The 22,468-nt window shown below is 58.6% G+C and carries 18 protein-coding genes and 1 pseudogene; 8 read left to right on the top strand and 11 right to left on the bottom strand.

Annotation, left to right across the window (positions count from 1 at the left end):
- Positions 1–273: pseudogene (locus GJV78_RS22965) on the top strand (DUF6708 domain-containing protein); the annotation flags it as partial.
- Positions 274–500: 227 nt separating this feature from the next.
- Here the strand turns inward: GJV78_RS22965 and GJV78_RS10175 are convergent.
- Both GJV78_RS10175 and GJV78_RS10170 read right to left on the bottom strand, forming a co-directional pair.
- A complete protein-coding gene (locus tag GJV78_RS10175; protein WP_155108231.1) occupies positions 501–2,210 on the bottom strand; it encodes a pectate lyase in 1,710 nt (569 codons plus the stop codon).
- A gap of 105 nt (positions 2,211–2,315) precedes the next feature.
- A complete protein-coding gene (locus GJV78_RS10170) occupies positions 2,316–3,017 on the bottom strand; it encodes an oligogalacturonate-specific porin KdgM family protein (RefSeq protein ID WP_155108230.1) in 702 nt (233 codons plus the stop codon).
- A 762-nt stretch (positions 3,018–3,779) separates the two neighbouring features.
- Between GJV78_RS10170 and GJV78_RS10165 the strand changes: the two genes are divergently transcribed.
- Positions 3,780–4,358: a helix-turn-helix transcriptional regulator gene (locus GJV78_RS10165; RefSeq protein WP_155108229.1), complete on the top strand. Its 579-nt coding sequence runs from the start codon at positions 3,780–3,782 to the stop codon at positions 4,356–4,358.
- A 78-nt stretch (positions 4,359–4,436) separates the two neighbouring features.
- On the opposite strand, the gene GJV78_RS10160 is transcribed toward GJV78_RS10165, so the two are convergent.
- On the bottom strand, positions 4,437–4,664 hold the full coding sequence (locus tag GJV78_RS10160; RefSeq protein WP_155108228.1) for a YccJ family protein: 228 nt from the start codon (positions 4,662–4,664) through the stop codon (positions 4,437–4,439).
- A gap of 1 nt (position 4,665) precedes the next feature.
- The gene (gene wrbA / locus GJV78_RS10155; RefSeq protein ID WP_155108227.1) at positions 4,666–5,280 is read right to left on the bottom strand and encodes an NAD(P)H:quinone oxidoreductase; all 615 of its coding nucleotides are present in this window, start codon (positions 5,278–5,280) and stop codon (positions 4,666–4,668) included.
- A gap of 503 nt (positions 5,281–5,783) precedes the next feature.
- On the opposite strand from wrbA, the gene rutR reads away from it, so the two are divergent.
- Positions 5,784–6,407, top strand: a complete 624-nt coding sequence (gene rutR, locus GJV78_RS10150) for an HTH-type transcriptional regulator RutR (protein WP_155108226.1) — start codon at positions 5,784–5,786, stop codon at positions 6,405–6,407.
- Here rutR and GJV78_RS10145 read toward each other — a convergent pair.
- Entirely contained in the window at positions 6,404–6,799 is a 396-nt protein-coding gene (locus tag GJV78_RS10145; protein ID WP_155108225.1) for a lysozyme inhibitor LprI family protein, read from the bottom strand. The two genes, rutR and GJV78_RS10145, sit on opposite strands and share 4 nt — an antisense overlap.
- A 654-nt stretch (positions 6,800–7,453) precedes the next feature.
- Between GJV78_RS10145 and GJV78_RS10140 the strand changes: the two genes are divergently transcribed.
- Both GJV78_RS10140 and GJV78_RS10135 read left to right on the top strand, forming a co-directional pair.
- Complete coding sequence (locus GJV78_RS10140; RefSeq protein ID WP_167519498.1) at positions 7,454–8,332, top strand: HEAT repeat domain-containing protein; 879 nt, start codon at positions 7,454–7,456, stop codon at positions 8,330–8,332.
- Positions 8,322–8,924 carry a hypothetical protein gene (locus GJV78_RS10135; protein ID WP_155108223.1) on the top strand — a complete coding sequence of 201 codons (603 nt, stop codon included), beginning with the start codon at positions 8,322–8,324 and terminating at the stop codon, positions 8,922–8,924. The genes GJV78_RS10140 and GJV78_RS10135 overlap by 11 nt, the downstream gene beginning before the upstream one ends.
- A gap of 904 nt (positions 8,925–9,828) precedes the next feature.
- Here GJV78_RS10135 and putA read toward each other — a convergent pair.
- Entirely contained in the window at positions 9,829–13,785 is a 3,957-nt protein-coding gene (gene putA / locus GJV78_RS10130) for a trifunctional transcriptional regulator/proline dehydrogenase/L-glutamate gamma-semialdehyde dehydrogenase (RefSeq protein WP_155108222.1), read from the bottom strand.
- A gap of 579 nt (positions 13,786–14,364) precedes the next feature.
- On the opposite strand from putA, the gene putP reads away from it, so the two are divergent.
- From putP to GJV78_RS10115, 3 genes are all read left to right on the top strand, one after another.
- Positions 14,365–15,879 carry a sodium/proline symporter PutP gene (gene putP, locus GJV78_RS10125; protein ID WP_155108221.1) on the top strand — a complete coding sequence of 505 codons (1,515 nt, stop codon included), beginning with the start codon at positions 14,365–14,367 and terminating at the stop codon, positions 15,877–15,879.
- 607 nt (positions 15,880–16,486) lie between these two features.
- Positions 16,487–17,293, top strand: a complete 807-nt coding sequence (gene phoH, locus GJV78_RS10120) for a phosphate starvation-inducible protein PhoH (RefSeq protein WP_209439246.1) — start codon at positions 16,487–16,489, stop codon at positions 17,291–17,293.
- 498 nt (positions 17,294–17,791) lie between these two features.
- Positions 17,792–19,105 carry an NAD(P)/FAD-dependent oxidoreductase gene (locus tag GJV78_RS10115; RefSeq protein WP_155108220.1) on the top strand — a complete coding sequence of 438 codons (1,314 nt, stop codon included), beginning with the start codon at positions 17,792–17,794 and terminating at the stop codon, positions 19,103–19,105.
- A 51-nt stretch (positions 19,106–19,156) separates the two neighbouring features.
- On the opposite strand, the gene GJV78_RS10110 is transcribed toward GJV78_RS10115, so the two are convergent.
- The 5 genes from GJV78_RS10110 to GJV78_RS10090 form a co-directional block, all read right to left on the bottom strand.
- Positions 19,157–19,432: a hypothetical protein gene (locus GJV78_RS10110; protein ID WP_155108219.1), complete on the bottom strand. Its 276-nt coding sequence runs from the start codon at positions 19,430–19,432 to the stop codon at positions 19,157–19,159.
- 439 nt (positions 19,433–19,871) lie between these two features.
- Positions 19,872–20,426 carry a ferredoxin-type protein NapF gene (napF, locus tag GJV78_RS10105; RefSeq protein WP_155108218.1) on the bottom strand — a complete coding sequence of 185 codons (555 nt, stop codon included), beginning with the start codon at positions 20,424–20,426 and terminating at the stop codon, positions 19,872–19,874.
- Positions 20,423–21,019 carry a TorD/DmsD family molecular chaperone gene (locus GJV78_RS10100; protein WP_155108217.1) on the bottom strand — a complete coding sequence of 199 codons (597 nt, stop codon included), beginning with the start codon at positions 21,017–21,019 and terminating at the stop codon, positions 20,423–20,425. The genes napF and GJV78_RS10100 overlap by 4 nt, the downstream gene beginning before the upstream one ends.
- A 44-nt stretch (positions 21,020–21,063) precedes the next feature.
- Positions 21,064–21,840, bottom strand: coding sequence for a dimethyl sulfoxide reductase anchor subunit family protein (locus GJV78_RS10095; RefSeq protein WP_155108216.1), 777 nt, complete (start codon positions 21,838–21,840; stop codon positions 21,064–21,066).
- Positions 21,833–22,459, bottom strand: a complete 627-nt coding sequence (locus GJV78_RS10090) for a DMSO/selenate family reductase complex B subunit (RefSeq protein WP_155108215.1) — start codon at positions 22,457–22,459, stop codon at positions 21,833–21,835. The genes GJV78_RS10095 and GJV78_RS10090 overlap by 8 nt, the downstream gene beginning before the upstream one ends.
- Between the last annotated feature and the right edge of the window lie 9 nt (positions 22,460–22,468).

The raw sequence follows: 22,468 nt of genomic DNA, 5'->3' as shown, positions 1-22,468 counted from the left end.
AGGCGCGAGGGCTACAGCTTTGGCCTGCTCTATTCGCTCTCTCTGTATGACGGCGCGCCGCTGTTTCTGCTGCCGCTGCTGTTTGCGCTGGCGTTTTTTTTCAGTATCCCGCGCTATATCGCCATGATAACCAGCCGGGTGCCGGTATGGCCGGAGAGCATAGAGTCACAGTGTCGGATCGAGGCCGACGACCCTTACTGCATCGATGCGTCGAAAAATCCCCGGCACCTCTGGCGGAATATATTCAGGCCCTCAGCCGGGAAGAAGGAGTGAGGCGGGGGAGAGGCAGGCTGCGCTGACGGCGCTGAGTGAGACGGTGGCGGAGACCGCAGTAAAGCGGAGTCAGGGTAAAGGGATGAACGGCTACGCCCCGGAAAAGAGTGAAACCGCAGGAGGGTATGCTGCTGCGGCAGGCGACGGACCGGCTGCTGCATTCTCGCTATTTTATTAAAAAGGCGGGGTGTTCCGACCCCGCAAGCTAAGGTCTGTGCCAGGAGCGCTTAACGTTTTCCGTTCGGCTTAAGGATCTCGCCGGCTTTTAGCTTAAACAGCTCGTTGTCGCGGGTGGAATAGCGTACGGTTCCGTCCTGCAGCTTATACGCGCCTTCGGTAAAGCCGGCACCGTTCAGGAAGGGCGCTACCGCGTCGGGCTTGTTCTGCCATGCGGCCTCAAGCGCCAGCAGGGCGTAAGGCGCGATATGGTCGACGTTGGCATAGAGATAGCGCGGATCGTCGATAAAAAAGTGATTAACGCGGCGGGTCGACAGAATGTTATCGGCCACTTTGTCGGCCAGCTTCAGATAGGCCTTATTGCCGCTCGCCTGCCAGAGATCGATCAGGGCAAAGATGGCATAAGGTTCGCTGTTGCTGGTCGCCATATTCAGCCGGCTGTTGGCACCGCCCGGCTCGCCGATGTCGCCCAGTCCCTGGCCTTTGGCGATGCCGCGCGCCACCTTCCAGATCTGTGGATCGGGTTCCAGCGTCCAGGCTCTGGCGTAAGAAAGCAGGAACTCATTGCCTGCCGGATAGGGCTGCAGCACGGTGCCTTTCTTCCCGTAGTAGCCATCTCTTTTTAAGGCATAGCCCGACAGATCCGTGCCGTTGGCCAGCATCGGGCGGAAGGTGTTACTTTTTTCATCATAGGCCCAGCGGGCAAAGGCGATTAGCCCGTCGATGGTCCACTTTTTAATATCCTTTCCGTCGTCGCCAAGCGACTTAGCCAGCTCCAGCTGCATCAGGGCGTTTTCCGAATACAGGGTACTGGTCCGCCCCTTCAGCATCATATTGCCTTCCAGCGCGTCGGGGCCAAATTCAGGACCAAACTGACGCTGAGCGCGATCGCCATACTTCGAGTTGGTATCGGTATCGTCGCTGGTTTCCGCCCGCTTTAGCGGCTGAGTGAACTGATAAACGCCGAGGCCGGTTTTCTTATCCCTGGGGAGCACATACTGCCTGGCAAGGCGTTTGGCCCACAGCAGCGCGCCCTCCTCATGGTTATACTTGTAGAGCATCGAGGCGGAATAGATCAGATCGTTTCCGGCGTTGAGAAAGCTCAGTCCTTTGGTGGCGAAGAAGGGCGGCTGCTGCTCGAAGGCGTTGTCCCACAGGCTACCCGGCGCTTTACCGTACTGGCCGTGGCGGCTGGTTTCGAGGATTTTCCAGTCGTAGACGTGCGCGTTCCAGAAGGCGTGAACAAATTTAACGGTGGCGGGCTTATCGACGGCAAACATCAAATCGTACCAGGGATAAGCGTTTTTCAGCTCGTGAACTCTCTCTTTTTCGCTGGGGCCTTCGGGCTGCAGCGTATCCAGGTTAACGAACCGGTGGCCGCCCCATAATAAGAGGCCGCTTTTGTCCTGAAAATGCTGGAAATAATAGCGGACGTTATCTTCCGCGAGCTGTTTATACTGCGGGTCGTCGGTTAAATGGCTGAGTCCGACCAGCACGCGCATAAGGTTTTGCTGGGCGGAGAAGTTTGACAGCACGGTTTTTCTGCCGTCAGGGAATATCCACGTCATCTGCTCGCCGGTGCGGGGATTGATTCCGTCGGCAAGCAGAGGCACCTCGGGATGCGTTTTACTGCGGCCTTTTTCAATCACCGCATCGGTAAACGCCCTGACGCTGTTAAGCCGGACGCTCTCCTGCGCCTGGCCTGGTAACGAGACAATGCCAAATAAACTCACCATCACAGCCAGTCCGGATAGTTTCATTATTCACCTCATTGTTGCTAAGAAAAGCTGAGCAAAGACGTTTTGCTCAGCGTTTTAATCCTGAATAATGCAACCCACATAGTCAGGGGCGGGGTATGGGTGCGATCAGAAAGCGTATTTCACGCCAACGCGGAAGCGCGTCTGCCTTTCATTGGTTGACTTGCTGCCGGCAACGTTACCGATGGCGGTATAGGGCGACCAGTTCTTATCCAGTTTCCAGGTCAGTTTAAAATCATGGGTCCAGTCTTCGTTTTTATTGTTGGCGAGGATGACGCCGGCAGAGTTGGCCTTTTTATAATCCAGCTCATAGTCGAGCTGATAGTTTTTAAGGAATTTGAAGGTCAGTACCGAGGTCAGATTATAGCCGTTTTCAGAGGTTGACCTGGGGGTGCCAATATTGGTTGACTGGCGCTTATAGTAAGGGCGATAGCGTAAAGAGACGCTGGTGTTGCTGTCAATATTGGCTTTGCCGCGCAGATAAGGGCGATAGTTATTATAAGATGAACCGGTATCCAGTGAGAATCCTGGCTCGATCTGGAAGGTCGGGTTGATTTTATACACATAGCTGGCGACCACTTCGGTGCCGTTGCTGACGGTTTCATCAAAGGCCTTATCTTTTTTCTGTGAACCTTTCCATTTACCTTCCAGCGACAGGCCAAAGCCGTTGGCGAAACGGTGGGCTATAATCAGACGATCTTTATTGTTATTTCCGCCGTTATCATTTATTTCGTGACGATAATCAAAGGTGACCGCGTGAACGGCAAAGCTAAAAAGGGGGACCGACAATAATAATATTGAGCGAAACATAAGAACCTCTTATTTTAAGCGTAGGGGTAAAGTAAATCCTTTTAATAACTGCAAAACGTCTCTGACAAAAGTAAGGCTAACTTGCTCGCCTGCTGAACGTCGGTTGACGATAAAAACATCCGCCGTTACTTTGGTGCCGGCGGCACGTCTATTTCGCTCATCCATACGTCGTACGAAGCGCTTCCCCGACGGCGTTATGCCTTCGCGTCGCCAAATCGCCGGATTGCGCAGGCGCTGTCGCGCGGGTTGCTCAGCGCTGTGGATTAAAAAAGCGGCGCGTGACGCCGGGTGCCTCCCGGTGAACAGGCGGCTGACAGCGCCCGTCCGTCCATAAAAAAGAAACGACCACAGAGGGTGTTTTTGTCAGCTGACCCCGCCGCTCAGGGGGATTCGCCACTCGCCTTGTTAATTATCTGTTCATGTAATTTGATAACTCATATGAAGAACATGAAAAAATATTTTACACAACATGAAATAGCGTTTTGAGTGTTTGATCTCATATTTCATTTGACGCTTAAATTAATATTCAGGAGGGGTTTAAAGATAGTCCTGGTTTAACGTGACAGGCCGGATGGGGGAGACGGCAGAGTCGTCAGGAGTAATTTGAGATAAGCTTAACGCGGCAGGCGGGGAAGAGCGTAAATATTTTCCTGGTAAATCTATAGCGCTACCGGAGAAAACGCACAATATTATTCCCGCCGATGGGGCGGACGGAGGCAGCGCTAAAAATCAGAAACAGGAGCTGCGATAAAAGGAGAGGGTATGAAAATCTATGGGAAGGACCCGTTATTTATTCGGGGAGTAAAAGAGGTCGTCGGGCAGATGGTAAAACAGCATAGCACCTACGCTTCTGCGCTATTGCTGCGGATCTATGTTATGAGCGGAATGGATATTACTGAGATCTTCTCCTGCCTGCAGCGCAATCCGCCGGAAGACTACGCGATTTTTATCGCGGCGGAGCGCGATTTCGACCTGCTAAAGCGCCTCTATCCTGACCGGCTCACGCTCTGCGTGGCGGAGTCTGCCACCCTGAGCGAGCTGCGGCAGGCGCTGGCGGTGATGGAAACCCTGCGTCGGCAAAACCTCTGCCTCAGCGAGACGCCCGGCGGCGTTAAATTCACCCGCGCCGAGCGGCAGATAATGCAGTTGACGCTGCGCGGCTACTCCATTGACGATATCGCCCGCGCCCGTCGCGTCAGCCCGGTGACCATCAGCGTTCAACGCAGCGGGCTAATGAGGCGAACGGGAACCCGCAGCCTGCTTGCGCTTTGCGCGCTGTACCGCGCGTACGAGGCGGGGCAGCCTGCAGCGCCCGGTGAGCGATGTTCCGGTAGCCTCTGACGACGAGGCTGGCAGGAGGGCCTGGTAACCCGGCGGTGAAACAGCGAAAAACTCCCCGCGGCGCGGGGAGCCGGAGGGTCAGACGTTTTTGCGCTCGACGGTCTGTTCGCCCCAGAACAGCGCGTCTTTATCGGTTTTCTCAAAGGCCTTGATCAGCGCCTCATCGCTGCCCTCTTCCCAGATTTTTTCCGCCAGCTTCTCGTCATAGTCGGCAAGTTCAAAAATGGCTTCGGCGATCTCCGGCGACGTATTACGCAGACTGGCCCATTCAGCGACGTGATGGGCTTTGGCTTCTTGAGTTGGCATATTATTCTCCTGTTGCAGATGAGTCGTTAAGTTTAACTGCCAGGCCTGCGACGTATTCTCCCTGGTAGCGCGCAATGGAAAGCTCTTCCTGGCTCGGCTGGCGCGAGCCGTCTCCTCCGGCGATGGTGGTTGCGCCATAAGGCGTACCGCCGCGGACCTGTGAAATGTCAAACAGCTCCTGCGCCGCATAGCCGATGGGAACAATCACCATCCCATGATGGGCAAGTGTCGTCCACGTGGAGGTAATGGTCTGCTCCTGACCGCCGCCGGTGCCGGTGGAGCTGAATACGCTGGCCAGTTTGCCGTAGAGGGCGCCTGCGGCCCACAGGCCGCCGGTCTGGTCAAGGAAAGTGCGCATCTGGCCGGCCATATTGCCAAAGCGCGTCGGCGTGCCGAAGATAATGGCGTCATACCCGGCCAGCTCCTGCGGCGTGGCCACCGGAGCCGTCTGCGCTTTGCCGCCCGCCCGGGCAAAACTTTCCGGCTGCATTGTTTCCGGAACGCGCTTAACAATAACCTCTGCACCATCCACTTTCTTTGCCCCTTCAGCGACGGCATATGCCATCGTTTCGATGTGACCATACATTGAGTAATACAGCACCAGAATTTTTGCCATCAGTCCTTCTCCTCATGGTTATCTTGGATATGCCCGTTATTCTTCACGCCGTATGTGCGTTGGCTTGCCGCGTGATGTGCTGCTTTGCTTTTTTCATGCGGCGCGATAGCGCATTCACTGTTTAAAGATATGTCGTCACGCCCAGAGTGCAAATTGCCCGCACGCCGACGGGCGGTGGGAGCGTCCTGGAAAACTGCGCTTTTTCAGGGGGAGGGCAGCGGCCGGCGCGATGAATTTTTTGCCGCCGGGGTTGCAGCGTGACCAAACGCGACGCAGACTAAGCGCGTTCTTTCTGTCAGGTGTTTTATGTCGTTATTTCTCCCTCTACGCTATTTTCAACAAGCCCCAGGGGCGATTCGGATGGCGATCGCCGGCTTCCTGGGCATCGACTCCCTCAATGGTTCGTGCTTCTCCAGCGGCCTGGGCTTCACAGAGCGCCAGCGCACTGATGTTTAAACGGCAACAGGCGTCGCAGGCGACTGCGCAACGGTAAGGAAAAAGCTATGAAAAGTACGGGCAAACGTTCGCGGACCGTCAGCGCAAAGCGGCGGGCCATTTTAACCGCCGCGCTGGATGCGTTTTCCCAGGTCGGGTTTCACGGTGCCCGCCTTGAGCAGGTCGCCGAGCGGGCGGGGGTATCAAAAACTAACCTGCTTTATTACTACCCGTCGAAAGAGGCGCTCTATGTCGCCGTGCTGCGCCAGATCCTCGATATCTGGCTGGCACCGCTGAAGGCGTTTCGCGAGGAGCTGGCACCGCTGGCGGCCATTAAAGAGTACATCCGGCTGAAGCTGGAGGTCTCCCGCGATTATCCGCAGGCCTCAAGGCTGTTCTGTATGGAGATGCTGGCGGGCGCGCCGCTGCTGATGGCGGAGCTGACCGGCGATCTGAAAGCGCTTATTGATGAGAAATCGGCGCTGATCGCCGGCTGGATCGAGAGTGGCAGGCTGGCCCCCGTCGATCCGCAGCACCTGATCTTTATGATCTGGGCGGCCACCCAGCACTATGCCGATTTTGCCCCGCAGGTGGCGGCGGTGACGGGGGCCACGCTGCGCGATGAGGCGTTTTTTAAGCGAACGGTGGAGAGCGTACAGCGCATTATTATTGAAGGGATCCGCGGACGTTAGTCGGGGCGCGGCAGCGGGCAGCTCAAATCGCCTTCTTCGCACCGCAGCAGCGAGCTGAGAAACGCCTCGCGCTCGACGGTCTTTGCCTCCAGGCAGTCGTTGACGATCATCGGCTGTAAGCGGATGCCTTCGGCGCCGGAGGCGATCAGCCTGCAGTCGGCGTCCCGCAGGGCTATCCAGGCGTTCTGCGCCTGCTTTAACAGCGGCCGCTGCTCCGGCCTGGCGCGTTTTTGCACCTTCTGCCAGGTCTGATTCAGCTTTTTATCGGCTTCCTGATACCGGGCGGCGGCGCAGTGGATCATATCACCATTCCTCCACGCATTGTCGCAATCGTCGGCCAGCGCGTGGGCGCTGGACAGCAGAGCGATAAGCGCCAATAAAAAGAATCTCATTGTGTTGCTCCTGACAGGATTATTATGCGGTTGTGAAGCGTAGCAATATAGGGCGCGGCACGCTGAGGCGCAATATATTTATGACGAACAGAATATATGAATGACTTTCTCTTTGTGAGATTAAATATTCATTAAATAAATGTCTACAGCGAATAATGACTGCAGCCTGGTTATTTTATTACGAGAATGAGTAAACTACGGGGATGATGTGAAGAAAATAAAGCAAAGTCGGCTTTGCTGCCAGCGTTTCGAATGTGGGATTGATTATACCCTAAATAATTCAAGTTGCATGAAGGCGGCAAGCGAGCGAATCCCCGAGAGCATAGCGAACTATGTGACCGGGGTGAGCGACAAATCTGCCTGGAGCAGATTTGAACGCCGCGCAGCGGCGGCCCGTCAGGGCGAGTCTCATGGATGAGACGAGTAACCCGAAGCCAACACACATGCAGCTTGAAGTATGACGGGTATATATTCTTCGTTGGAGCGCCAGACAAAGCGTAAAGCGTTTTGAGAAATTACCCGACAGCTCCCGACGAGGGGCGGTTTTATAGGCGAGCGCCAAAGCGGCCAGAAATGAATTTGCTCGCGGCTTCTGCAAAAAGATCCGCGTTAGTTAAAAGCCAATACGCAGGCTGGATGAGGTATAACGGGTGTATGTCTAAAAGAAAACCGACACAAGAAGAGATATGTCGCCATGCAGAGGATAAAAAACGAGCGCGTGACGAGTTATATTTACTTCTGGATCATCCCCGGTCGCTCATCCGCTACAGCGCGGCCTGCGAGCTGCAGCAGCGGGGCGGAAAAGAGACCGTTAAGTTCGCCGAAGCGTGGTGTCGCGATAGCCGCTATCGACGGAGAGCCACAGGCGCTTTTATTCTGGGGCAGATAACGCTTCCCCCCGAAAAAGAGGCGTCGGTTTTTAACCTGCTGAACGCTATGGCGGAATATGACAAGAGCGCCCTTGCCAGAGCCGCAGCCGTAGAGGCAATGGCACACCGCTGCAGGATAACCGCCCGGCACTGGCCGCCGCTTCTGGCGCAGTCAACTTTTACCGTTACCGATGGCTCGATCAATGTCCGGCGCGCCACCGCGTTTGCATTATCCGCCGCTTACGATGAACGGGCGATTCCTCTGCTGGTCAGGCTGCTCAACGATACGCATTCTGGGGTGCGGAGCTGGGCCGCATTCTCAATAAATTTTCACCTGTATGACACTCCGGAAATAAGAGAACGGCTGATAAATCTGCTGCACGATCCGGATGATGCCGTACGCGCTGAGGCCATCCTCGGTCTTGCCCACCGAAAAGAGAAAAGCGTCGTTCCCGCACTGAAAGAGGCCTTACGGCAGGAGAGGGTGTTCGATGAGTTTATTGAGGCCGCAGGTGCTTCAGAAAACGAAAGCTTACTGCCGGAATTAAGAGGGCTGTTACGGCGTTGTGATGATAATGACCGCCTTATCGCGACGGCCATACGGCGGCTGCAAAACCGCCCGGCACCCGCTTCAGATAACAGGGAGATCGCCCATGAGGAATAAAAAGCCGTGTTTAAGACCGTTAACCCTTCTGCGCTGGTTGGCTATGATCTACAGCGTGGTGGCGACAGGCGCGGCGGCCGCCCATTTGCCCTGGGATATTGAAAGCGATGTTGCCTGGTATCAACGGCTGGCGTCAGATAAACCCGCCGCGTTTTCGGTTTTTCCCGCCGCGCTGAATTCAGCCAGGCAGACTAACAGTTTCAGGATAATCGCAGACGAGGTAAAAACTGCCACCGCTTTGTCAGAGAGCTGGGTTGTGCTGGGAGAGATAAATATCAACGCCGGCGACTCTGTGCTGTGCTTTATCTCCGGGGAAGGCTCGCTGCTGAAAAAGGGGCATCTCAACGGCAGGCCGCTGGTCGGACGTCGCGCCATCGCTGCCGGACAGTATGATTTACTGACCGGACATATTTTCAGGGAGGCGGGAGCGGCCGACGTTATCCTCGCCGACGGATTGGTGGACGGTACACTCTATTACATCACGGCCTGGCATGGCGGAAGGCTAAAGCGGATGGCCGCTTATCAACCGTTTTCTGCTACTAACGCGCCGCTGAAAGAGACGATTGCGTTGTTAAAGCGTATCGGCTGCTGATGGGGCGGCGCTAACGCCACCTCGGTTGTCTGCGCCGGCCCTTAGCGCCTGTTCCACCGGGCGTACCCGGCCAGAATTCCCGACGCCGCCTGATCCGTTTAGCGGGCGCAGGCCGGCGTCAACATCATAATTTAACGAGTGCTGACAGGATGTTGCTATTTATATCTGATAACTTAACCCTGCTTATTTTTCTTCTGTTTTGCCTGGCCGCGGTTTTGTGGTTTTTACATGCCGTGTTCTGCCAGAAACAAAGCATGTGCGACCGGGTGTGTAAATGTCTTGAAGCCCTGACAGAAATCGGGCGTTTCTGGATCTAACCGGCGCGGTTTATGGCGGCTACGCCTTATGTCACGGGGCGGGTAGACACAAAGGGAAGCGAAAGATAATGCCTCCGGATAGTAAAAAATTACTTTTTTTCGACCTGCCCATCTTCTTCATTCAGGCGGGACTGTCACTTTTTTCGCCCGCAGAGCCAGGGCTGGCCCTGCATAAAGAGGCGATCGTGCCTTCCGGCAGATTTTCTGTCTGATACCTGGATCTATGAGCTATACCGTGACGGGAAGAGCGCTGAGTGGGGAACGCTCGCTGATGGCCAGGTCAAACGGGTATTTCTTCAGGGCAAAGAGCCGCTGTCAGGCTGGCGGCAGGATATGAACAGCTATGCTCCGGAAATCATGTTCCGTTCATCGTCTGCTACGATTGCCTGCACGGCGGGGGGCGCGATCGTTAACCGATATCGAGAGGGAGTACAGCAGTCAAAAGCGGCTCCAGACCTGTGCCGGCAGCTCAGGTCCCTGATAACAAAAACCGCTGACGCTGAATAACCGGCAGGTCAGACAGCGGCAGCGGGAGCGGCGGGGCTGTGGGTTAAGAGGTTCCCCCCGGCCTGATGCGCCGGGCGCGTTTAGCCAATGGTCATCAGGCTGGCGTTGCCTCCTGCCGCCGCGGTGTTAACGCTCAGCGAGCGCTCAATATAGAGACGTTCCAGCAGAATATTGCTTTCGCCGGGGGCGAATCCCTGCACTGACACAATCGCCCCGTCGCGGGCGGCCACCGCCTCGCACAGAAGGCGCAGCTGATCGGAGTCGCCGTGGAAAATCACCGCGTCGAAGGGCTGAGCCAGCAGATTCTCCGCTGCGGCGAGGGCGATCCGCGCGGAAACCTCGCCGGGCAGGCGCTGCTTCAGCTCCCGGTGCAGGGCGTCGTCCGGCCACAGAATTCGGCTGCCCGCCGCCGTTACCGCGGCGAGCTGGATCAGCGCGTCCTGCTCGCTGTCGGCTACGCACAGCACCCGTTCGCGCGGCAGCAGCGTCAGGGTATTGCACTCGCCGGTCGGCCCCGGCAGCTGACGCCGGGTGCCGGCCTGCGCCAGCTCGCCGAACTGTCGGCACAGCGCCTGCAGAGCGGGGCGATCCACCGCCCAGTCGATGAGGGCGTGCAGCGGCCCGGCCAGCGCCGCCTTCAACTGCGCGTCCACCGGGGCGCGCGCGTCCTGGCGCGCCAGGGTTTTCGCCAGCGCCGTCTGCGGGCGGCTGGCCAGCAGACGATACAGATAGAGCGGGCCGCCCGCCTTCGGGCCGGTGCCGGAAAGCCCCTCGCCGCCGAACGGCTGCACGCCGACCACCGCGCCGACCATGTTGCGGTTAACGTACAGGTTGCCGACGCGCGCCTGGCCGGTAACCCGGGCGATAGTCTCGTCAATGCGGGTATGTACCCCCAGCGTCAGGCCGTAGCCGGAGGCGTTGATCTGGTCAACCAGGCGTTCCAGGCCGCCGCGGTCGTAGCGCACCACGTGCAGCACCGGGCCGAAGATCTCCTTTTCCAGCTCATCGACGCTCTCCAGCTCAATCAGCGTTGGGGGAATAAAGGTGCCGCTTTGCCATTCACGGGCGCTCTCGCTCTCTTCCCGCGCGGCCTGGAACACAGGGCGGCCTTTGGCGCGCATCCCCTGGATATGCCGTTCGATCCCGGCCTTCGCCTCGCTGTCAATCACCGGGCCAATGTCGGTGGAAAGACGGCCGGGGTTGCCCATCCGGCACTCCGCCATCGCCCCGCGCAGCATGGTCAGCGTGGCGTCGGCGATCTCCTCCTGCAGGCAGAGCACGCGCAGGGCGGAGCAGCGCTGTCCGGCGCTGTCGAACGCCGAGGCCAGCACGTCGGTCACTACCTGCTCGGTAAGCGCTGAGGAGTCGACAATCATCGCGTTCAGGCCGCCGGTCTCCGCGATCAGCGGGACGGGCCGTCCGGCGGCGTCAAGGCGGGAGGCCAGCGTGCGCTGCAGCAGCGTGGCCACGGCGGTCGAGCCGGTGAACATCACTCCGCGCACCCGGTCGTCGGCGATGAGCTGCGCGCCCACGGTTTCCCCTTCGCCCGGCAGCAGCTGCACCACCCCCGACGGGACGCCCGCCTCCAGCAGAATGGCGATCCCCTGGGCGGCGATCAGCGGCGTCTGCTCCGCCGGCTTGGCGAGCACGCTGTTGCCCGCCGCCAGGGCGGCGGCGATCTGTCCGCTGAAGATCGCCAGCGGGAAATTCCACGGGCTGATGCAGACCACCGGACCGAGGGGGCGATGGGTTTCATTATCGAAATCATCGCATACCACTCCGGCGTAGTAGCGCAGAAAATCCACCGCCTCGCGCACTTCGGCGACGGCGTTGCTGAAGGTTTTTCCGGCTTCGCGTACCAGAATGCCGATCAGCGTCTGCATCCGTCCCTCCATCAGCACCGCGGCGCGTTGCAGGATCGCCGCCCGCTCTGCGGGGGGCGTAGCGAACCAGATCGCCGCGCCGTTCACCGCGTTCTGCAGGGCCTGCGCCACCTCCGCCGGGCTGGCGCTGCGCGCGTAGCCGACGATATCCCCTGGCTCCGCCGGGTTGATCACCGGCGTCATCTCCCCGGCGGCTACCGGCTGTTCCAGCATGGGCAGACACCGCCATTTTTGCTGCGCGCCGCCGAGCAGAGCGGAGGAGAGGGAGGCCAGCCGGTGCTCATTCGCCAGGTCCAGGCCCGCCGAGTTGATGCGTCCCTGGCCATAAAGATCGCGCGGCAGCGGGATCTTCGGATGCGGCAGCCCCGGCTGACCCTCCTGTCGGGCCAGCTGTTCGATGGCGGCCACCGGATCGGCCACCAGCTCGTCCAGCGGCAGGGTGGTGTCGGCGATGCGGTTAACGAAGGAGGTGTTGGCACCGTTTTCCAGCAGGCGGCGGACCAGATAGGCCAGCAGCGTTTCGTGGGTGCCCACCGGGGCGTAGATGCGGCACGGGCGGTTAAGCTTACCGTCAGCGACGCTGCCGGTCACCTGCTCATAGAGCGGCTCGCCCATCCCGTGCAGGCACTGAAACTCGTACTGGCCCGGATAGTAGTTATTACCGGCCATATGGTAAATCGCCGCCAGGCTGTGGGCGTTGTGGGTGGCGAACTGCGGATAGATCAGGTTCGGCACGGCGAGCAGCTTCTTCGCGCAGGCGAGCCAGGAGACGTCGGTATAAACTTTGCGGGTATAGACCGGGTAGCCCTCCAGCCCCTCCATCTGGGCGCGCTTGATTTCGCTGTCCCAGTAGGCCCCCTTCACCAGGCGGATCATCAGGCGTCGGCGGCTGCGGGTCGCCAGATCGATCAGGTAATCAATCACCAGCGGACAGCGCTTCTGGTAGGCCTGAATCACGAAACCAATGCCGTTCCAGCCCGCCAGCTCCGGCTCAAAACACAGTTTTTCCAGCAGGTCGAGGGAGATTTCCAGACGATCGGCCTCTTCGGCGTCGATATTAATACCGATGTCATACTGACGCGCCAGCAGGGTCAGGGATTTCAGGCGCGGATACAGCTCCTTCATCACCCGGTCATACTGGGCGCGGCTGTAGCGCGGGTGCAGGGCGGAGAGCTTAATGGAGATCCCCGGCCCCTCATAGATGCCGCGACCGTTGGACGCCTTGCCGATGGCGTGAATCGCCTGCTGATAAGAGACCATGTAGGCCTGGGCGTCGGCGGCGGTCAGCGCCGCTTCGCCCAGCATATCGTAAGAGTAGCGGAAGCCTTTTTCCTCCAGGCGTCGGGCGTTGGCCAGCGCCCCGGCGATGGTCTCGCCGGTAACGAACTGTTCGCCCATCAGGCGCATCGCCATATCCACGCCCTTGCGGATCAACGGCTCGCCGCTCTTGCCGATAATGCGGTTCAGGGAGCGCGACAGGTTGGCTTCGTTATGGGTGGAGACGAGGCGGCCGGTAAACAGCAGGCCCCAGGTGGCGGCGTTCACAAACAGCGACGGGCTGCGGCCGATATGCGACTGCCAGTTGCCGCGGCTGATTTTATCGCGGATCAGCGCGTCGCGGGTGGCCTTATCCGGAATACGCAGCAGCGCTTCCGCCAGGCACATCAGCGCCACGCCCTCCTGCGAAGAGAGCGAGAACTCCTGCAGCAGCCCCTGCACCATACCGGCCCGGCCGCCGACGGTTTTCTGAGCGCGCAGCCGCTGTGCCAGGCGGTACGCCAGCTTATGAGTCTGTTCAGCGAGGGGAGGGGGCAGGCGCGCCTGCTCCATTAACATGGGCACCGCGTCGGTTTCGGCACGACGCCACGCGGCGGTGATGGCGGCGCGGGTAACCGACTGCGGCAGGATCTGTTCGGCAAACTCCAGAAAAGGCGGGCAGGGTTCTGCCGGCGGCTGAGTCACCTCATCGGCCTCCCCGGCGGCCTCAGGCGATCGCGGCTGCGGCGGGGCGTCGCTGTTTTCCAGCTGTTCAAGATAATTAAAAATCGCCTGCCTGATGAGCCAGTGGGGTGTGCGATCGATTGCGGAGGCGGCCGTTTTAATCCGTTCGCGCGTGGCCTCATCCAGCTTCACTCCCATCGTGGTGCTTCCCATTTCATCTGCTCCTGTGAATCAGTGCAACTTATCGTTATCGGGAAATATCCATCATGTTGCAACCTTGTGCAACTATGTTAAATGTGACCTGGCCAGCAGCTTTAAAAATGAATGAAATGTTAATGAAAAGGGAGGAGTCAATTAAGTAAGCCAGCGAAAAAACGTTTTTCTCTGGGATGGCTAACATTTTCGACAGGTGTCACTGGCAAAAATGTGAGAGAGTGCAACCTGCAGAAAAATTTGTATCCCCCGCTCTTCGCTTTGATGTAAATGATGTGTTAAATCAACCGGGGTTAACCACCACTCCCGGCGGGATACAGTCGCCTGGTAAACACCACCTGCGCTGCCCCGTTCCGGCAGAGCAGTATTCCCTGAATAATTCGGGTTGCATGGCAGGACGCTGACGTTTTGCAAAGCCGCAGTACAGACCCCGAAGGGGCGAGGCCCTGAGAGCGGGCAGGCGGAGGGAAAATTCGCCACCCGCGGGGGCGCGGCAAAGCGGCGGTTCAGGAAGCCGCCGGTGGACATGCGACCTGAAGTATGACGGCTATAAAACAGAAAAATCTGGAGACTTTCTTGATGGCTATTAGCACCCCGATGCTGGTGACATTCTGTGTCTATATATTTGGCATGATATTGATAGGGTTTATGGCATGGCGTTCAACCAAAAATTTTGACGACTATATCCTCGGCGGCCGCAGCCTCGGCCCCTTTGTCACCGCCCTTTCGGCGGGGGCTTCCGATATGAGCGGCTGGCTGCTGATGGGGCTGCCCGGCGCGGTTTTTCTCTCCGGCATCTCCGAAAGCTGGATCGCCATCGGCCTGACCCTGGGCGCGTGGATCAACTGGAAGTTGGTGGCCGGTCGCCTGCGGGTGCATACCGAATACAACAATAACGCCCTGACGCTGCCGGACTACTTTACCGGCCGCTTTGAGGATAAAAGCCGTCTTCTGCGCATTATCTCCGCGCTGGTGATCCTGCTCTTTTTCACCATCTACTGCGCGTCGGGGATTGTCGCCGGGGCGCGTCTGTTCGAGAGCACCTTCGGTATGAGCTATGAAACGGCGCTGTGGGCGGGGGCGGCGGCCACTATCGTCTATACCTTTATCGGCGGTTTTCTGGCGGTAAGCTGGACCGACACCGTGCAGGCCAGCCTGATGATTTTCGCGCTGATCCTGACCCCGGTGATGGTGATTGTCAGCGTAGGCGGCTTTGGTGATTCGCTGGAGGTCATCCGGCAAAAGAGCATCGAAAATATCGACATACTGAAGGGGCTGAATTTTGTCGCCATTATCTCGCTGATGGGCTGGGGGCTGGGCTATTTTGGCCAGCCGCATATTCTGGCGCGCTTTATGGCGGCGGATTCCCACCACAGCATCGTTCACGCCCGGCGCATCAGCATGACGTGGATGATCCTCTGCCTGGCGGGGGCGGTGGCGGTGGGCTTCTTCGGCATCGCCTGGTTTACTAATAATCCGGCGCTGGCGGGGGCGGTAAACCATAACGCCGAGCGGGTGTTTATTGAGCTGGCGCAGCTGCTGTTTAATCCGTGGATCGCCGGGATCTTGCTGTCGGCGATTCTGGCGGCGGTGATGTCCACCCTGAGCTGCCAGCTGCTGGTCTGCTCCAGCGCCATTACCGAAGATCTCTATAAAGTGTTTTTGCGCAAGGGGGCCGCCGGCCAGCGGGAGCTGGTATGGGTCGGGCGGCTGATGGTGCTGGCGGTGGCGCTGGTGGCTATCGCCCTGGCGGCGAATCCGGAAAACCGGGTGCTGGGCCTGGTGAGCTATGCCTGGGCGGGCTTCGGCGCTGCCTTTGGCCCGGTGGTGCTGTTCTCGGTGATGTGGTCGCGCATGACCCGCAACGGCGCGCTGGCCGGGATGCTTATCGGTGCCGTGACGGTTATTGTCTGGAAACAGTTCGGCTGGCTGGATCTGTATGAAATCATACCGGGCTTTCTTTTTGCCAGCGTCGGCATCGTTATCTTCAGCCTGCTGGGGAGAGCGCCGTCGCCTGCCATGCGGCAGCGTTTTGCCGAGGCCGACGCCCACTATCGCTCCGCGCCGCCGTCGCGTCTGCAGACGCCAGGCTGACCGCGGTAAACCACGCCAAGGCCCGCCGAGCGGGCTTCAGATTGCTGACAAAGAGGGAAAAAACGTGGTTTTCCCCTCTTTGTGGTTAGCAGCCGAAAATCAATGAATTGATTTTCCTTGTTTATTTTTGTGGTGATTATGGCCGAACGAGTTCGGCCTGGGGTTTGTCATCAGTCTCAAGCCCGCTGCGCGGGCTTTTTTATCGCTCGTGCAGACGGCGGCAGCGAGCGGCGCAGCCTGGTTACTCATGGGTAAATATTGTTGCGTAATTGATAAATTATGTTGTACTTATATTTAACAGCGGCAGTGATGTCATCACGATGGAGATCGCGAATGGTAAGGTCCTGTAGTGGACAGGTTGTTGTTAATCAAAGCCGCGCTCTGGGCGGATACCCCTCTCTGACGCTCCCTTCGTCACCGCCGTATCGGTTTTATTGCTCCTCTCCAAACGTATTATCCACGCCGCAAACGGTGCGCGTAGCCGCGCGCGGTGTTTTTTCATCAGGCAGGCTATGGCTTACAAGGAAGCCAACCCTCAGATGTTTGTGCGCATAATCGCGCCGCGTGCGGCGCGCGTGATGAATACCAACAACTCAAGGTGCCATCTATGGGAAGACAAAAAGCAGCGATCAAAGCACGTCGTGAAGCAAAACGTGTGCTGAGGCGGGACTCACGCAGCCATAAACAGCGTGAAGAAGAGTCGGTGACCTCGCTGGTGCAGATGAGCGGGGTAGAGGCCATAGGTATGGCGCGCGACAGCCGCGACACTTCGCCCATCGTGGCCCGCAACGCGGCCCAGCAGCGCTACCTGGACGCCATCGCCCAAAAGCAGCTGATCTTCGCCACCGGCGAAGCCGGCTGTGGTAAAACCTGGATCAGCGCGGCGAAGGCGGCAGAAGCGCTGATACATAAGGACGTGGAGAGGATCGTGGTGACCCGTCCGGTGCTGCAGGCCGATGAAGACCTGGGCTTCCTGCCCGGCGATGTGGCAGAAAAGTTCGCCCCCTATTTCCGCCCCGTCTATGAGGTGCTGCTCAGGCGTCTGGGAGCCTCTTTTATGCAGTATTGTCTGCGTCCTGAGATTGGTAAGGTCGAAATCGCGCCGTTCGCCTATATGCGCGGTCGGACGTTTGAAAACGCGGTGGTGATTCTTGACGAGGCCCAGAATGTGACCGCCGCGCAAATGAAGATGTTTCTGACGCGCCTGGGAGAGAACGTCACGGTGATCGTCAACGGTGATATAACCCAGTGCGATTTGCCCGCGCACGTTCCCTCCGGGCTGAGCGATGCGCTCTCCCGCTTTGTTGAAGACGACATGGTGGGGATTGTGCGTTTCAACAAAGATGACTGCGTGCGCTCGGCGCTGTGCCAGCGCACGTTGAATGCCTACGACCAGGTGGTTTATCGTGCCTGATTACGGCTTCTGGCTCTGCGCCCGGCTAAAGGGCGCAGCCTGATGACGACGCCGCCGGGATGGCGATTCCGGCGGCCGTTTCCGCAGTGTGGCATCGGGAATGCCATCTTTTTAAAAAAAACGGGGAAATATACCCTAAATAATTCGGGTTGCAGGGCAAAACGCAGCGCGTTTTGAACAGCCACAGAGCTGGCCCCGAAGGGGTGAGGCCGCAGGGCCGAATAAAGCCAACGAACATGCAGCTTGAAGTATGACGGGTATAACCTATAAATGTTCGCTGTTCATGGGAAGGGGTAGTTAATATAACTATTAAAGCCGCTGAATATACAATTTTAATAAAGTTAACATGCTATTTATTTGCTTTTATGGGTGCGTCAAGGCTAATTAACTTGCCGCGTTAAATTGTCTGAAATCAATAATTATTTGAGTATGGCTATGCGATGGCTTATAGCTTGCTTACTATGACTTTTTATTTTATTCAGGATGAAGGTAAGCATTTTGCGCTATGCATCGATCCCCCTCAATCGTAATCAGCACGGCTGGCTTTCCGGCCAGCATTACGTTACTCCTCATCCGACGCTGAGCGGTGATTTAACCGCTGACTGGGTGGTTATCGGCTCCGGTTTTGCCGGGGTGGCCTTCGCCCGGCGGCTGGCGGAAATCAACCCGCAGCTCAATATTGTGATGATTGAAGCCGACACCGCGGCAGAAAGCTCCTCCGCGCGTAACTCCGGTTTTGTCATTGGCCTGCCGCATAATATTGGCAGCTCCACGGCGGAATTAAAGAGAGCGAATGCTTACCGGACGCTGCTCCAGGAGGGGGTAAGCCAGCTGGAGCAGCTGATTAAGCGGCATGATATTCAATGCGACTGGGAAAACGCCGGTAAATATCATTGTCAGGTTGAGCAGGGCAATGAGGCGATTCTCGAAGAGTATGCCAGCCATCTGGCGCTGATGGACGAGCCTTATCAGATATTAGAACGCGATGCGCTGTATAAAAAGTTGGGCACCCACTTTTACAGCAAGGGTATATTTACGCCGAACTGCGTGCTGGTCAATCCGGCGCAGCTGATTAGCGGGCTGGCGCATGTCTTACCTGAAAACGTGCGCTGCTTTGATAATACGCCCGCGCTGGGCATTCGTTACGGCAGGCAGGCTGAAGTGATCACCCCCTATGGCACCATCAAAACGGCGAAGGTGATGCTGGCGACTAACGCGCTCTCGCCGGAAATTCTCCCCGGCATTAACTGCCAGGCGGCGATGGCCACCTTCGCCAGCATGACGGAGCCGCTCAGCGCCGGGCAGATGGCCTCGCTGCCGGCCATGCAGAGCTGGGGTCTGACCCCGGTTAACGCGATCGCCGGGGCGACGTTCCGTTTTACCGCCGACTGGCGCTTCCTCATTCGCCAGCACGTCATACCGGCGTTAAGAGGGCAGGTGGATGAAAAACAAACCCATCGCGTGGCGCTGCGTCATCAGAAATTCTTCAAGAAGGTGTTTCCAACGCTTGGCGAGGTGAAGCTGGCCCGCACGTGGTCCGGCACCATTGCCGTCACCCGCAACGGGGCACCGGTCTGGGGGCAGCTGAATAAGTTTGTGTATACCGCCGGCGGCTGTAACGGAGCCGGGGTATCAAAGCAGACGGTGGCGGGAAGCCTGCTGGCCGATCGGGCGCTTAATCAGGACAACGGGCTGATCGCCGCGATGGAGTCGCTGGGGGAGGCCAATTTTCTGCCGCCGTCGCCGCTGCTGGACCTGGGCATTGCAGGCTCGCTGCTGAAAGAGCGCTTTCTGGGGCGCAAGGAGACCTGACGCCGGGGCGCGTTTTGTGGCCTGGATCCCCCACCTGCCTTGCGCGGGGCTTTACCGCTGTGCCGGCTGGCCGCGAAAATCTTTTGTCCGCGCGCCGCCGGAGAGCGGATGCCAGGCGTCGAATCGACACTCCCACAGCCGGGCGAGGGCGTTTTTACGATCGGCATGGCGGCCACAAATCACCAAATCGTCCGCGCAGTTTTTGATTTTGGTCACCCACCGGTCTTTGATATTCACGATCGCTCCGACCGGTACGCTGTTGTAAAAAAGCGTTGTATAAAGATCTCTTTCCACCAGTCGGTAGGTGTTATTTTGCACACTGTTCATCTTCTGACCTGCCTGTTGTCGGTAAAGTTTTAACCCGGTGTCGCAGCGATGTTCACGCCCGGTTAAGGGACACAGCCTAAATTTTAGTTGCCGGAACCGGCGCGGCAGAAGCCGTAAAAATGGAAAACAGTTATGCGTAAATGCACACATCTGCCGGGCGGGATAAGCCGAAGAGCGTGACGAATATAAGGAAAAGGATGAAAATCATCGTATCGCTTTTCAAATCCGCCACTCCACCCACGCCTCAGCCAGAGAAGGCGGATGGCTACAGGCTCACCACTATGAGGGTGAGTCGGGTGAGTGGGGACCGGCGCTGCATTCGCTGAGAATCATCGGGGACGTCGTGGCATTTTGCCAGGTGCTGATCACCTTTTCGCAGATTAAGTCAAAAAGACAGAAGTGAGCCTGGCCCGGGGCGGCGGTAGCAAGCGGCCCCGGATCAGGCTCCGGTTGCGGCTATCGCAGCAAGCTTGACCGCACCAGCGTGACACTGCACCAGGCACTCGCCGCAGCCGTTGCAGCGCGCGTCATCAATCTGCGGAACGCCGGCCTCGCCGATAACGCAGGCCTGCTGCGGGCAGACGTCCACGCACTGCCTGCAGGCCCGAACCGGGTTCACGCAGCCGTTGCCAAACGCCGGTCTTAAACCGGTATCAAAGCGGGGGAGCGGTTGAAGCGCCCCCGCCGGACAGCTGCTGATGCACAGACCGCAGCCGTCGCAGCTGGCGTACTCAATGCGCAGCTCAGGAAAGCCATCCTCATGCCGGTTTACAATCCCCATCGGGCAGGCGCTGATACAGCTGTCGCAGCGGGTACAGCGGGCGCGAAACTGGGCGTCTGGCAAGGCTCCCGGCGGCAACGGGTGTACCGGTATGGCTGCCCGCGCCTCCGGCGCACTCTGCTGCGCCGCCGTGACGAAGGCGCGGAATAACCCCCGTCGGCTGACGTGCCGGTGGGTCATCAGCGCCTGATAATATTTCTCTGAGTCGCTCATCCGAAATAGAGACGCCTTGCTGCAGGCTGCAGGCCCTGCTGCTGCTGAATCTCCTGCAGGTAGCAGGTAGTGACGGCGGCCAGCCGGGCATAGAACGGGCTGACGTCGCAGCGTTGCAGCAGCTCCAGGTAACCAAATCCCCAGGGCAGCAGATGCGCTTCCAGCAGCCGGCTGGCCGCGGCGCTTTTTTCTGTTTCCAGCAGCGTGCAGTAGGCCAGCAGCATCAGGCCAAACTGATCCTCCGGCTCACTCTCCCTGGCGTCAAAGGTGATGCCCTGAGCGCGCAAAAACGCCCGGTAGTCGGCGGTTGTTTCACCCATCATCAGGTTATCTCTTTCCAGCCAGACCGAGCCCCAGGGCGGAACGGGCATCTTTCCCTGCCCCTCAAACAGCACCGAGAACTGCCAGACGAGCGTCTCGTCATCCGGCTGAGGCCACGATGCGCACAGCGCCTCAATGCGCTCGCGGTCGCGCCACGGATAGATATCCGCCAGCGTTGGCAGACAGGGAAAAAGCGCCCGTACCTCAGGGCGCTCAGGGGAGTAATAAAACAGCGCGCCAAGAATGCGCGGTAGTACGGCTTGATGGTGCATATCTGACTCATCCAGAAAACAGAGCGGCCGGAGCCGCTCACAGGTTACATCGGCAGCGTCCACAGATTGTAGAACGCCACCCGGCCGGCCAGTTCGGCCACGATGACCAGCAGCGCTATCATCGGCAGTATCGTCTGAGCGGACCGCCGGCGCAGGCAGAACGCCGCGCCCACGACGCCCGCCGCCAGCAGCACCGCCTGGGCGGTAAACCAGCCGTTCTGCGCGGCGGTTAATCCGCCGTCGGCCGCCATCAGCATCGACATATAGCCAGGGCGCAGGCAGAAGCTGGCCAGGATCGCCAGCACGCTCACCGCCACCCCCGGACGCCGCACGCCGAACAGCGCCGCCAGCGCTCCGCCGCCAATCAGCGGCGTCAGCAGCATCATCGTCGTGGTGTAAGACGCGCGCCAGGTGACCACGGTCGGCAACTGGTAAATCTGCGGAATCGCCAGGATAAAGGCGACGCCGACCGCAGCGGCCAGCCATACCAGCACGTTGCACAGGGCCGTCGCACCGCGGTTCAGCAGCAGACCAAGCGAGCCGAGGCCGCCCAGCGCGGCAAACGCCGCGGACAGCACGATCTCATTGCTCATCGGTGAGTGGCCGATACGGAACAGCATATTCAGCGCCCGCAGCGGCTGGCCGATGTGGAAGATGCCGATAACCACGCCCAGACCAAACAGGCACATCATCGCAAACAGCCCGGTAGCCCGGCGGCGCGCGTCAATTTGCCCCAGCGCGCCGCCGATCAGCAGCAGAATAAACGCCCCCACGGCGCTCTGGGTAAACACGGTAAAAAAGACCAGCGGCAGCTCATGCATGGCGCACCTCCCGGATGTTCATAATCGCCCCTTCCTTATCGCCCGTCGGGCGGGCCTGCGGATGAGGTTTAATAATGAGGTTAGGATGGGTAAACGACGCGGCGGGCAGCGGCGCGATTTGGTTCTCGCTACCGTACTTCGCGCGCAGCTCGTCGATGGGGCCGAAATCCAGCGCGCGCTGCGGGCAGGAGTCCACGCAGGTAGGGCGCAGGTTCTTTTCCAGCCTGTCGAGACAGCCGTCGCATTTGCGCATGACCTTCGCCTGCGCGTCGAACTGCGGCGCGCCGTACGGGCAGCGCATCTCGCAATAGCGGCAGCCTACGCAGACCTTGTCATTCACCAGCACCAGCCCGTCTTCTTCGCGCTTGTGCATTGCGCCGGTCGGGCAGCCCGAGACGCACACCGGCTCGTCGCAGTGGTTACAGGCGACAGAGAGATAGTAGGTAAAGGTGCTGTTGTGCCAGCATTCTCCCTCTTTCGTCCAGCTTCCTCCGCCATATTCATATACCCGGCGGAGCTTTGGACCGACGTCCAGATCTTTATTATCCTTGCAGCTGACCTGACAGGTTTTACAGCCTGAGCAGCGCGAGGAGTCAACGTAAAAACCGTACTGTTTCATGGGGGATCA

Source organism: Intestinirhabdus alba, from assembly GCF_009711095.1.
GTDB classification, from domain to species: Bacteria; Pseudomonadota; Gammaproteobacteria; order Enterobacterales; family Enterobacteriaceae; genus Intestinirhabdus; species Intestinirhabdus alba.
The sequence above is the reverse complement of the archived record's forward strand: the minus strand, read 5'-3'. Positions and strand labels throughout refer to the sequence as shown.